This is a genomic window from Legionella santicrucis, from assembly GCF_001468135.1.
Taxonomy (GTDB): domain Bacteria; phylum Pseudomonadota; class Gammaproteobacteria; order Legionellales; family Legionellaceae; genus Legionella; species Legionella santicrucis.
On the sequence record NZ_LNYU01000054.1, the window covers coordinates 21,694 to 35,067 of the forward strand.

Here is a 13,374-nt window from a genome sequence, read left to right on the forward strand (position 1 = left end):
CTGCGATCATTTGTCCGTGCATTCCTGCTACCATTACAACCTCATAACAACCACTTAATGCAGCATTAACTTGAATCACGCGAGGATCAATCCTACGTGCTTCCTTATCGATTGCTTCTAATAAAGCGATTTTTTCATGTTTACTCATACCTTCAATGGGATTTAAACCTTGATAACGGTTTACCGCGGCACTTTTTACATGGATGGATTGAGTTGGCATAGAACCCGTCAGTGCAATGGAACGTGCTGCATCAGCTGCTCGCAACATCGACGGCAATAAAATATCATCGCAATAAGCGAAGCCTGTTTTATCACCACTAACTGCCCGAATACCTACCCCTTTATCCAAAGAAAAACTACCACTTTTCACTACTGAATCCTCTAGATACCAAGACTCATAATGGCAACTTTGAAAATAAAGATCTGCATCATCAATATGATGATTCATCATGGTTTTAAATAATTTTTCAATCCCTGTCTCATCCAAAGCAGCAGGAGCCAATAAAATTTTTTTCGCTGTAATCAGTGCTTCTGTCATTTAATTACCTATAATAAAATATTTATCAAATTTAAACTGTACTAAGCAGGCTTTATATCTATAAGTTTAATACATGATGGTCTAAACAAGGGAATTTTTGGCGTAAATCTTGCTGATTTTTTAAATCAATATCTGCAGTAACAATACCAACACCTGTTTCTTTTTGTACAAGTACCTTACCCCAAGAATCAACAATCATGCTATGACCATAGGTAGATCGTCCATTTTCATGGACCCCACCTTGGTTTGCTGCCAATACATAACACAGATTTTCAATGGCTCTTGCCCGTAATAAGATATCCCAATGCGCAAGACCTGTTGCTGCTGTAAATGCAGAGGGAACAGTAAACAACTGAGCCCCATGAAACATTAATTGCTGATAAAGTTCAGGGAAACGTAAATCATAACAAACAGTTAAACCTATTTTTCCAATTGGCGTATCAACAAGAGCAAGCTCATGCCCACGCTCAATAGATGAAGATTCCATGTAAGATTCGTGGGGTGATACGTGAACATCAAATAAATGAATTTTATCATAACGCGCGGCGCATTTACCTTGTTCATCATAAACAAGGCAACTGGCGCGAACCTTAGATCCTGAACTTTTCAGAGGAATAGTCCCGGCAATTATCCATAAACCTAACTGCTTTGCTAATTGGCTAATTTTTTGTTGGATTGGGCCTTGGCCATAGACTTCCCCTATCTCCAATTTGTCCGCCTCATGTAATCCCATAAATGCAAAATTTTCAGGCAAAAGAATAAGATCAGATTGAGCCTCATGTGCTTGGAGTACCAGTTTTTCTACTTGTTGCAAGTTATCAGTGACTTTTGCTGAGGAAACCATTTGTATTAATGCTGCCCGCGCCATATAAATCCCCAATTTATGACATCAAACTGTCGAACTAATGCCTATTGTAGACATAGGATACAATAATGTAAAACATAGCAAAACTGAGCGTTGCTTGTTTTGAGTTATACTGTATGCCTGAATTTATAATTTATTTCACTTTATAAATAGACAATTATTTATTCACTAGCCTATCCTCTAAATTTTGTCTGGCGCAAAATAGTTCGCTAAGTTCCGTGATTTACTTAAAGAGTCTTAGAATTAATGAGTATTATTGAATTTAAAATAAAAATAATAGGTTTTAGACTTGAAATATGGGAAACTTACCCTTAGATATGCTAGACTAAATATATAGAAAAAGAGGAGATCTAAACAATGAATCAAAATAATGTCACTGTACTTACGAGACGTAATGAATCTGTACTCGCAAGCAACAAAGTATTGCGTAATACTTATCTATTACTGAGTCTAACCTTTTTCTTCAGTGCTTTTATGGCCTATATCTCCCTTACAAGTGGCGCTCGGCCGATGAACCCCCTACTTATGATAGTTGGCGTTTATGGGTTAATGTTTTTAACTCAAGCATTGCGCAATAGTGTTTGGGGCTTAGTAAGTGTTTTTGCTTTCACCGGATTTCTAGGTTATACGCTAGGTCCAGTGCTTAATTTTTACATCAGTAGTTTTACAAACGGGCCGCAATTAATCGCTACTGCTTTAGGCGGTACGGGTATGATTTTCTTTGCATTATCAGGTTATGCACTAACTACTAGAAAAGATTTTAGTTTTCTTGGTGGATTTCTTTTTGTAGGTGTAATGGTAGCATTTTTAGCAATGATTGCAGGAATTTTCATTCATATTCCCGCATTACAACTAGCTATTTCTGCCGCTTTTATTCTCATTTCTTCCGGATTAATTTTGCTACAAACCAGTGAAATTATTCATGGAGGAGAAACAAATTATATTTCAGCTACAGTAGGTCTTTTCGTATCTATATACAACTTATTTGTGAGCTTGCTTAACATATTAAGCGCCTTTTCTGGTCGCGACTAGTTATCAGTCTCCTCTACCTGAATCCCGGTTGTTTATCGCCGGGATTTTTTTTATCTGAATAGTTCATTTGGAAATACTAAATATAAAATTATAGATTAATTGCACTGAAAGAGTTCGTTAAGAACTTTTCTAAACGCCCCATTATCTTCTCAAAATCAGCTTCATTGTTACTTAGTATCGCTATTGTAAAATCATATTCAGAGGAAATACCCTATTGCTCACGATATTTTTAATAAAACCGTCTAATTGGACTTATATTAAACAACTCGATCAGATTAAATTGTTTAGAAATACTTATCGTATAATAATCCTTATGCTAGACGTTAGTGGAAAATATACACGTGATTTGCTGAGATGAAATCAGTATTGATTAATTGATAACATTTTAATACGATGAAATAGATGGTGATCTTTTTATTTATCATTTTTAACATCTAAGAGCCGTTGACAACAGCCCTTAATATATTTAATAGGACAACATGTGAAAAAAATAATCTCGTTCTTTTTATATAGCATAACAATACTAGGCTATGCTCAAACCTGCCCAACAGTAAATGAGTTATTGGTGAAAGGAGGTACAAATTATTATGTTGTTCCACCACCTGGATGGAACCTTGTAGTAAATGATAAAAGCCCTGGACAGAAAGATTTAGTTTTCAGAGTGGCAGCATGGGGTGATCATAAACATCCAAGCGATAAAGTTAGATGTCATTATTACCACAGCGTTTCAGCGGAGCATGTTCAGCTCGAAACTGTAGCGTTTATAGAAGAATCAAGAGTTCCATGGGGTGGAAACGATCACTATCAATTATGTGTTAGCCGTTCTGATAATGTAAATGAATGCCGATTTGGTTAGGTACTGAATCTTAACCATTCAAATAACGAAAATATCCCGAAAATACGCACAGAGCCACCTACTATGCTCCGTATATTTTAGCCTGGGTACAGCGTAGAAAAACCTTAAGTTCGGCTGTACCCAGGCTATCAATGCATCCAAACAAAGTGAAAAATCCTGCAGAGATCTGTTCTCTGTAATTTAACCCCAAATTTGACACCTATACGTAAAAATGGAGGGTTTAAAAAGCAACAGACATTGCTACTAGAGGCTTCTTCTTATAACATAATCTTTAATAGATCCATCCGCTGCTAATTGAAAACCAGCGACTCCCGCTACTGTACCTGCCGGAGCCCTGATTTCTGCAGGAAAATCGGGTAAAGTTCGTACATCACGTCCAGTAAGTGCGGCACTAAGAGTAAGTTGTTCACCAACCAATTGCACTCCATCGCCAGAATCCCCAGTAATCCGAATTACAATCACGTCAGTTGTTGACATAAAGTCTTGCTTCTTGCATTAATTGGCGCATGTGCCTTACTGCCTCTTTCATTCCACAAAATAAAGCCCTAGCAATAATAGCATGGCCTATGTTAAGTTCATGCAACTCTTTTATAGCTGCAATAGACTGCACGTTATGATAGTTGAGCCCATGACCCGCATTGACAATCAGATTTAAGTCTGCTGCATATTCTGCGGCGCGCTTAATTCGCTCTAATTCATACTGTTGCTGCTCAACCCCTGTTGCATCTGCATAACATCCTGTATGTAATTCAATTACAGGAGCACCTATTTCTGCAGCGGCCTTAATCTGTTCCAAATCAGGATCAATAAATAAAGATACTTCACTGCCCATCCCTTGCAAACGCCTCACGGCCTGTTCTACGATTTTTTGATGAGTAATAATATCTAAACCACCTTCAGTGGTTAACTCTTCTCGTTTTTCAGGAACTAAGCACGTGTGTTCAGGAGAAATCTCTTCGGCAAAATGAAGCATTGCCTCAGTAACTGCTAATTCAAGATTCATTCGCGTTTGTAGCACTTGTCTAATTAAACGAACATCGCGGGCTTGTATATGCCGTAAATCCTCTCTCATATGCAAGGTGATCCCATCTGCGCCCGCTTCTTCTGCATCAATCGCGGCTTGAACAGGATCTGGATAACGAGTACCACGCGCCTGACGTACAGTAGCGATATGATCAATATTAACACCCAATAATATCGGCTTATTCATTCTACACCTTAGCTATTAAAATTAAGAGTATACGGTCCATCCGGAGTTAAAGACAAGTTGATTCAATATCAGCTGCACGCTTCGTGACGTGATAACTTATTTAGCTTCAGCAAAATACAAAGCCCGCGATTTAATCTCACGCCCTCCTACGAGATGATCTATAGCCTGACGCATAATTATTTTTGCTGATTTAAGATAAGTTGCTTCACTTAAATCATCTTGTGCCAACGCAAGAATATGATCACCAGGGATGCCTCCACTATCGATAACAAATCCTTCACCTGCAACAAATTGATAATATAAATCAGCAACAATTAAATTTTCGGTTCTAGCTTCCTGTGTTAATGAAAAAGAATAACCACAAGTTCGCAGCAAGGTCCATTCAAAACGTCTTAACAGAGCTTCTAACACCAATCTATCTTTTGTTGAGACCAAGTTATTTAAAGTAAATAAATAAGCATCAAACAACATCGAGTCAGAATAATTGGGACTTAGAGCATAATAAAGAACTTCATTGATATATAAACCTGCAAAAAGAGCATTGCCTATAAGTGGCAATGTTGGTGAAATGCTTTCAATAGATTGTATGTAATATCGCTCATAACGCTCAGTAATATTGAGCCATAAAGGAGTAAAAGCTTGTAAAAGTGCCTGTTTTTTAGGAGCACGCCCCCCTTTACAAAGGCATTGAATTACCCCCAATTCACGCGTCAAAAAACTAACTCGGGCACTGGTGTCTCCAGACCATTGTTTGTGTAACACCCATGCCTGTATCGTTCTAATGGTCATAGCCGAGTTGTTTTAAAATCCGCTCATCATCTGACCAGCCCGACTTCACCTTACACCAGCATTGAAGAAAAACCTTCTTGCCTAATAATTTTTCCATATCTATTCTGGCAGTGGTTGCTATTTCTTTTAACTTTTGCCCTTTATCACCAATAATCATGCGTTTATGATTATCTTTATCAACTAATATCAATGCATGAATACGTATAAGCGTACCCTCATCCTTAAACGATTCAATATCTACAGTGACAGAATAAGGCAATTCTTGCCCACAGAAGCGGAATATTTTTTCACGTATAAGCTCCGCACACAAAAATTTTGTGGATCGATCAGTTAATTGATCATCTGGAAACAAATGCGGCCCTTCAGGTAAATAAGCCTGTAATTTTGCCTGTAATTCATCAACCTGCATCCCTGTTTTTGCCGATATAGGAATAATTGCTGCAAACTCGTGTTTTGCACTCATTTGCTCCATCCAGGGCAACAATTGATCTTTGTCATCAATTTTATCCACTTTATTTACCACCAACAGGCTGGGTACTTTGGCTTGTTTCACCAAACTTAGAACATATTCATCTTCGTCCTTCCAATGAGTACCATCAACTAAAAAAGCGATCACATCTACATCACGTAATACACTAATCGCTGTTTTATTCATCATACGATTCATTGCTTTCTTGTTTCCTTGGTGAATACCAGGTGTATCCACGTAAACAAATTGATAATCACCTTCAGTACATATACCTAAAATACTGTGCCGCGTTGTTTGCGGCTTTCTTGAGGTAATGCTTAGCTTTTGCTGCAAAATACAATTAAGTAATGTTGATTTGCCCACGTTAGGCCTACCAACTAAGGCGATATAGCCACAATAACTTGTCATTAATTAGATCCCTACTCGTATAACCATTCTGTTTGTCCTACATTACTATTAAGTAAAGAGGTACACTTTTTTAAATCTACATCCCACAGCAGCTCTAAGCAATCCTTTTTATCTCTCAGGACTTGTCTGCAAAATGTCAATCATAAAAAGAACAGCTATTCTGTTTATTTTTAAAACATTGTATCAGTGACCCTATAAAATTTCTAGTTATACGGTTTGAGCCCACTTGATATTTCACTAAAAAACCAAGTATCCTGTGCACTATGTGAACAACGGAAAGTTCTATGCCTGATTTTGTAACTACGAATGGCCACACTCAAATTATTGTTCCCTTAACTATTACGCCCCATCGCCATCAGGCATTGCCTACGCTAACAGGCAGTCCCTTTAGCTATGAAGCAGGAACAGTATTATATGGCCATTATAATATGGAATACCTTCTCCCTCGAGGCGACATACTTCGTTTAATCGCCAACCATAATCAAAAAACTGTACAGCTTATGTTATTCACACATCAACCGGACTTAATTCAACTTCTTCCGGGAGATCGACCTTCTTCATTAGTAGCAAATGTAATAAGTAAAATTCATCGCTACTGTATACGATCTGCAAGTTACAGCCATCCCCTGACATCGATACAAGAACAAAAACTGAAACTCGCTAATGAATGCATTAACTCATTGAAAAAATTGTTGAAAAAAGAACGGCGATTAAACAGTCAAGATCATGAGGGTCACGAAGCATTAAGAAGAAAAGTAATTGAAATTATAGGATATTGTTCCGATCAAAATCGCTTATTAGCAACATATCCTTTAATATCAGAAGGATATCTAGGCAACATTCTTTATGAGGCTCATAAAACAGCGCAACATTATTCCTTTAATCGTGTTTATTCAGTATCACGACAAGATCAAATGGATTTTAGCAAAATAATAAAATCAGGTACACAACAAGAATTACCCTGTCTTGTTTGGGATAGTGAGCTCCATATAGGACATAATAATAAAGATTTAGATGATGCTTTAAGAGTGATTTGTGATTACTATAAATTACCCCCAGCAACCAAGCTAAGTGATGTTCCAGCAAACAGATTTGCACAACTCACAACATTTTTCAGTAAATTATGGGATGATGGTCATGATTGGATCAATTACTTGGCTATGGACACTAAACCCGAGCATAAAACAGAAATACAACAACGCCTGGATGGGGTTACTATAACTCAGATAAGTCCTTACTATCGATTACAAGGATTTCCACAAATAGGTTATCTTGATTTAAAAAGCCTAATCTACAGACTCACCAATATTTCCAGCGAACCAATTCTTGCAAAAAACATGAAACATGCAAAAAAAATAATAAGTCAATATCCTCATGGCAGCTGGGCAATTATTCCAAACCAAGAGCTTATTCTGATAAGACTAGAAAACAAAGTGGTGGAATTACGCTATTTTGTTCACGATAAACTTTTCTATCCATTACCAGAGGGACAAGATCTCTATACTCTGGGACAAATTAGTAAACGTCATCTCTATTTACCTGAGCGGGCGAGTCTAAAGCTCAAAGCATTTATTTCACGTATTCCAGGATTTTTCAATAAATTTTACAAAAATATGCACCAATTTATTGCCCATGATTTACAGGATGATTTTTTCAATCATATTCATGAAACACACATCCCAAAACCGATGAAACAAGATTCAGACGAACTCAATGAGCAAAGAGTTAAAATACGAAACTCGCTTATTTTAGCCCTTGAAAATAAAGGATTTTTAACCACAGGCCAAACTTTGGAACAGTTTATTAAGGAGCAAATTAGCAAAAGTCCCTATGTAATTGCTCGGCCCAATCATCCTCCAAGCCCCCATCCTTATGATAATCCTATACATCGAGTTTTAGGAGTGATACGCCATGCCGCAGGCTTTTTTATAGATATCAGTGAACAAAATCCCTTAATCGGCACTTTAGCAATGGCTGCATATGCATATGGCGGCGGCGCAATACTTGCTCCTGAATTACTCAAATCAATTTTAACGAAACTTCATTTACATGGTTTAATTGCTGGCATTGAACCCACCCAAAAATTAGCGCATTGGATGAGTCATGGTACCATTTCTGAAGCAATTTCGGCATCAGCAATCTACTGGCAAACTACGGTAGCGGGAGGTAATCTCGATAAGTTTTTTATTGAAGCAATCAGTGTACTCAAAGAAGATCCTGGAGAAATTGCGATTATTGCATCCTTAGCTCTTGGCTTAGGATATAGTTTGACCAAGCTTATACCCTCCTTAGGAGAAGAAATGGGTGATTTTCCTTATACCAACTATGCAGCCTTAGGTGGAAAAGGCGGTGCTGCTCTATATGATACTATTATGCATCCAGGAGATGATTGGTTTCTTGGTACCTGTAAATGGTTATGCAAAGGCTTTGTTACTTTAGGTAAATTATGCATCGCTCCTTTTTTTGAAGGCTATTATTATGGTTTGGATAACGGTTTTCTTAATGGATGGAAAAAAAGTGGGATTCTTCTTAAGAGTTTAAGCAAACAAATATTAGCGGCTAGTATTGATTTTGTTTTGGCCTTATTGACTATTCCACTACTTGAGTTAAGTGCTCTTTTAATTCACGTACCATTTCGCGGCATTACTAATTTATTTACAAAAACTCTTGCTATTCTTGGTAATATTAGTGCATCTGGTGAGCTATTAATCTCTTTTTCTACAAGAAAACCATCAGAAAACTTAATTGCTAATTTTAGATTTTCACCGCTTTATGGTTTTACCTGGCCTTTTGGACATTTTTCAGATAATCCATTTGTCAATGTTAGTATCAATCTCATTCGTGCGCTCTATTTACCACCATTACAATTAATTAAAAACCTAGTTATGCTACCTATTCTTGATGTTATTTCTTTCTCCACTCGATTATTTCTTACTGTTCTAGATCCGATAACTCGAATAATTACCTATGCTTTAGGCAGCGTATTAATTACAATAGGCGAAGCTTGGGATAATTCTTTCGGTATATTATTTGCAGCAAGTTCAAAAGGAATAGTCTCTGCATGTAATTGGATTGATAATAAGGCAAGCGCAGCAAAACAAACTGTATTATCATTCATTGAAAATCAAAGAGGTCAATTATATCACTGGGCTTTTGCACAAGAAGATCTTAAATCACACACTATGTTGGATGATGCAAAATATTATTCCAGCGATCCTAGACGCTACGAACTGATTCCTCATTCAAACAGTCATTGTTTATTACATGCATTATTAAATACCAATAATGAGATCCCGTTTAAAGATGAATGCCATCATACTCCATCTCATTATCAAAGGTTATTCGCAATAAAAAAATCGAGTAGAGAACAAATCACTAACGCTCAAAATCAATCAGTTAATAGTTGTACTTAGGGTGTTATTCTCAGTAAACACCACAGGGAGCTCATGTTTTATCGAGCAATATTGTGTATAATTAGATCAAGATGATGTGAATAGGATATAAAACTTATGACAACCGAACTTTTAGAAATCGCTTCTGAAGCTCCTCAGCTGACACCATTGGAACTAGAAACCATCAATCAAAAATTGGATAATGCGATACAATTAAAACAAGACTCTGGTGAGCTTCAATTAAAGCAAGATGCTAGTGAACTTCGATTGTCTTTGTCAGAAAGTGATATGGATCCTAATCCTTCAAGTATCGATCTGAGTAAATATGGTTTAAAAAATCCTGAGGATATAAAAATTTTTTTATTAACACCCGCAGGCGAAACAGTAATTCATGAAATTGGTACTGAAATATCTCTTGAGCGGTCTCGTGAAGAAGAGCTGCAATTTGAAATCCAGCAACAAATTATGGAGCAGGAACGGATAAGAGCTTTTTTATTTCATTGGCTATTAGAAGAAAAAGCTGAAGCCCAAAAAATCAAAGAAGAAATTATAATGGAACAACAAGAAAAGGTGCTTAATAAAGACGAACATAGCCCTTCAAGTCCACCTCCTAAACCTAAATCGGATTTTAATACTACATTAAAAGGTTATGATACCTCTATAGACCAACTATCAAAAGAACAACGGATACTTAGTGAACGTATAGAAAAGTTAGAAAAGGAACAACAGTTACTTGGCGAAAAATATGATGATTATGAAAAAAGTCTTGATGAGTTTTATGAGTCCTCCCATATATATACAACGGGTACTGAAGAACAAATCAATGAAGAAATAGCCAAACTTAATAAAGAAAAAGATGATCTTACTGAAACAATTAATGCCACAGATAACCAACAGGAAAAACGCCCCTTAGAACACAAGTTAAAAAAATGCGATCACAAAATAAGAAACCTAGAAGATATACGATCGGTTCTAAAAGGTGAAAAACGATTTGCTGATGCGGATGGACGTTTTGAGGATGAAAATGGAAACCCAATTACCTTCAAAAACGCAGCTTTCGTTCTTTCTAAAAATCAAAGGGTAGAAAAAGAGAACAATAAATGTTATCTCCTGGAAGAGGGACAAACATTGAGTGCGATGAGTGAAGTGGAAAAAACGAAATCCCACCAAATGTATACACATGCAAAAAAAGATCTCCAAATTGTTAGACATGGCCTACATGATGCCAAAAAAGAAGAATTGCAACTAAATGCATTACAACTCGCAAGAGATAAAGCAGAGCATAGAATGCTCCAAAATCAAATTAATTTAATGCAATCGGCTCGGGCAAAGTTAATACAACAAGCACTAACGCCAAATCCTCATTTAAATGTCCCACAATCAACCATGACCCCACAAAAAGTAGCGTCAATTTCTAAGAGTCATCCTACTACAGCACCCAAACCTTCACCAACGCCCCCTCGCCCCATGGATGAGGTCTTTGGTAATTTTGTAAGGAACTCTCCGAAGCCTATGACTTGGGGAATGTTATTCAAGTTTGTGGAAGAAATTCCTAATCCCAATGCTAAAAATGAAGCAACTAAAGTTTTAGTCGATCAGTACCAAAAGGATAAGGATCTGGATGAAAATCCTCAAAATACCCCCCAGAAAGAAAATTTAGCAGATATATTGAAACATCCAGAAAAATTTAAATCATGGTTAAAAAACACATTAAGTGCAGCCCCAGTCCCTGATGCAACGATGCAAGATCTATTGAAAAATATGGCTAGTAGCTCCCAAAACCCATATGATCCTGACGTAACCTCATTAAAGAGTCCATTAGAATTACAACAAGAACCACAACAAGAACCAAGCAACGCGCCTATGAAGCAATAAAGAGAATCATGTAGCCTACAAAAACAAAATCTAGGCTACAACTAATTTTGTGGCCTAGAAAATTTACTTATTTTTTATAAAATGAATGAATTTGTTAATTTATTTGAATAAGAATAACAATATACTTGCCATTACAAGCCAACTCTTCTAACATTGGGTTTTGTGTCTTAACCAATATGAAATATTGTTTACTACAAATATAATTATCGGCGGAATTCACCATGATCTTAGATAAATTACTGGGCAATCAATCTGTAATCATATCACTGGATGTAGACAATTTTTTATTTGAAAGGTTAGAACAAATTCGAGATGCCGGATTTAGTTTAGTAGAAATTAACTCTACAGATCAAAAATTATTGGAACAGGCAATCAAACATTGCCCATCAATTAGAATTGGCGCTGGTAATATTATTGATACACAGCAATTGGAAAACGCTTATCAGGCAGGTGTACACTTTGCTACAAGCCCTGGTTATTTACCCGCGATAGCACAAACAGCAAATGTTTATTCAATGAATTATTTACCTGGAGTTGCAACAATTTCCGAAGCGATGGCGGCAATGAGCCTAGGGTATATGCATGTTCGTCCTTTTCCAGCCGATCTGACTTTTTGCTCACTCTTAAATAAATGCCTCCCTAACTTAAGATTATTCCCAGCCGAAATTGAATGGGAAGAAGCAGAACATTTCTTAAACTTACCCGCTGTAGCCGCAGTAAGTATCCATAATCCTGATGCCAAACAACTAAGTGCGCTTACAACAAGCATTTTAGCATAAAAAGGGTATTATATAAATCCGGGGTCCAACATTGTGCACATAGCCTATTGGACATATAAGTGATTAAATAACACTTGGTAATGACTAGTGCATTTGTTTTTTGATGTTTTGTTTGAAATTCACAGTTAATGTAGAGATCTCATTTTTATTAATTCTCAGAAGTAAAAGTGCTTAACTCACTTGATTTATTAACCCAATTTACTAAATTATCAACAAAGATACGGATCAGTCGTTCGTCCGCACGCTTTTTTAAAAAGTGACAATAGAAATCAATCGTGGGTGTATAATTAGCTAGTGTTAATGGAATAAGATTAGGATTCAACAATCTTTCAAAAATAATACACCAGCCCATTCCATGCTCCACAAGAGCAATATTATTATAAATAATGTTGGCCTCGGATCTTATTTTCAGTGTCAAATTTTGTTTTTCAACTTCTTTATCGACAATTTTACGTATCATAAAATTTCTTTCCATAAGTATTGCATCAAACTCTACCAATTCCGCCAAGGATAACGCCTCTTTGATCTTTGCCAATGGATGTGATTGCCCAACTACAAATATAAGTTTTTCACCCCACAATCGAATGGATTTAATTTCAGAGGTATTATTCACAAATGGCGAAATAATAAGATCAGTTCCCCCTTCCTTTAAACTATGAGCTACATCTTTATCGGCTATGAGATTAGTGTTAATAAAATAATTTAAGTCTAGAGAATTCATATAAATCATCATGGGAGGGACAATAGTTTTTGCTATATATGCAGTGGTACCAAGATTCAATAGCAATTGTGGTTGATTTATATATTTTCCTGTATTTTTGAGTAATTCAGCATTAAGATGCATCATTTGCCGGATATAAGGCAATAATTGTTTTCCCTTTTCCGTCAGCTCAGTCCTCAACCCAGAAGAAATAAAAAGTTGGCTATTCCATTCCGACTCAAGTTTTTTAATCCTTTTACTTAAAGCAGGTTGAGTAATATGTAGCTTTTTGGCTGCTAGCGAAATGGAATGAAGTTCTACAACTGCTAGAAAGGATTGCAGGTCGGTAATGTTCATTGCTTTAAATATCCTTTACGATACGCTTAAATTAATACTAGGACAGTTTTTATTTTTGTACAAAAAACATACGAAATTGATTGTAGCTCATATTTAAGAATGAT

11 protein-coding genes and 1 pseudogene are annotated in these 13,374 nt (G+C 36.4%); 5 read left to right on the plus strand and 7 right to left on the minus strand.

Going from position 1 to position 13,374, the window contains the following annotated elements:
- Both Lsan_RS11150 and Lsan_RS11155 read right to left on the minus strand, forming a co-directional pair.
- Positions 1-538 (minus strand): PmbA/TldA family metallopeptidase (locus tag Lsan_RS11150; RefSeq protein WP_272947150.1); only part of this gene is annotated, 538 nt, incomplete at its 3' end.
- 58 nt (positions 539-596) lie between these two features.
- The gene (locus tag Lsan_RS11155; protein WP_058514469.1) at positions 597-1,406 is read right to left on the minus strand and encodes a carbon-nitrogen hydrolase family protein; all 810 of its coding nucleotides are present in this window, start codon (positions 1,404-1,406) and stop codon (positions 597-599) included.
- 354 nt (positions 1,407-1,760) lie between these two features.
- Between Lsan_RS11155 and Lsan_RS11160 the strand changes: the two genes are divergently transcribed.
- Entirely contained in the window at positions 1,761-2,435 is a 675-nt protein-coding gene (locus Lsan_RS11160; RefSeq protein ID WP_058514470.1) for a Bax inhibitor-1/YccA family protein, read from the plus strand.
- Positions 2,436-2,916: 481 nt separating this feature from the next.
- Positions 2,917-3,291: a hypothetical protein gene (locus Lsan_RS11165; RefSeq protein ID WP_133134308.1), complete on the plus strand. Its 375-nt coding sequence runs from the start codon at positions 2,917-2,919 to the stop codon at positions 3,289-3,291.
- A gap of 288 nt (positions 3,292-3,579) precedes the next feature.
- Here Lsan_RS11165 and Lsan_RS11170 read toward each other — a convergent pair.
- The 4 genes and pseudogenes from Lsan_RS11170 to era all read right to left on the minus strand — a co-directional run.
- Positions 3,580-3,768, minus strand: a pseudogene (locus Lsan_RS11170) (2-oxoacid:acceptor oxidoreductase subunit alpha); the annotation flags it as partial.
- Positions 3,755-4,501, minus strand: coding sequence for a pyridoxine 5'-phosphate synthase (gene pdxJ, locus Lsan_RS11175; protein ID WP_058514473.1), 747 nt, complete (start codon positions 4,499-4,501; stop codon positions 3,755-3,757). The pseudogene Lsan_RS11170 and the gene pdxJ, both read right to left, overlap by 14 nt.
- 96 nt (positions 4,502-4,597) lie before the next feature.
- Positions 4,598-5,290 (minus strand): DNA repair protein RecO, encoded by a 693-nt coding sequence (gene recO / locus Lsan_RS11180; RefSeq protein WP_058514474.1) that lies wholly within the window; start codon positions 5,288-5,290, stop codon positions 4,598-4,600.
- On the minus strand, positions 5,280-6,167 hold the full coding sequence (gene era, locus Lsan_RS11185; RefSeq protein WP_058514475.1) for a GTPase Era: 888 nt from the start codon (positions 6,165-6,167) through the stop codon (positions 5,280-5,282). The genes recO and era overlap by 11 nt, the downstream gene beginning before the upstream one ends.
- Positions 6,168-6,451: 284 nt before the next feature.
- Here era and Lsan_RS11190 point away from each other — a divergent pair, with 284 nt between their 5' ends.
- The 3 genes from Lsan_RS11190 to Lsan_RS11200 all read left to right on the plus strand — a co-directional run bounded on the left by Lsan_RS11190 (position 6,452) and on the right by Lsan_RS11200 (position 12,213).
- Positions 6,452-9,580, plus strand: a complete 3,129-nt coding sequence (locus Lsan_RS11190) for a hypothetical protein (protein WP_058514476.1) — start codon at positions 6,452-6,454, stop codon at positions 9,578-9,580.
- A 96-nt stretch (positions 9,581-9,676) separates the two neighbouring features.
- Positions 9,677-11,434 (plus strand): hypothetical protein, encoded by a 1,758-nt coding sequence (locus Lsan_RS11195; RefSeq protein ID WP_058514477.1) that lies wholly within the window; start codon positions 9,677-9,679, stop codon positions 11,432-11,434.
- Between the two features lie 221 nt (positions 11,435-11,655).
- Complete coding sequence (locus Lsan_RS11200; RefSeq protein ID WP_058514478.1) at positions 11,656-12,213, plus strand: bifunctional 4-hydroxy-2-oxoglutarate aldolase/2-dehydro-3-deoxy-phosphogluconate aldolase; 558 nt, start codon at positions 11,656-11,658, stop codon at positions 12,211-12,213.
- Between the two features lie 148 nt (positions 12,214-12,361).
- On the opposite strand, the gene Lsan_RS11205 is transcribed toward Lsan_RS11200, so the two are convergent.
- On the minus strand, positions 12,362-13,270 hold the full coding sequence (locus Lsan_RS11205; protein WP_058514479.1) for a LysR family transcriptional regulator: 909 nt from the start codon (positions 13,268-13,270) through the stop codon (positions 12,362-12,364).
- Positions 13,271-13,374 lie beyond the last annotated feature (104 nt).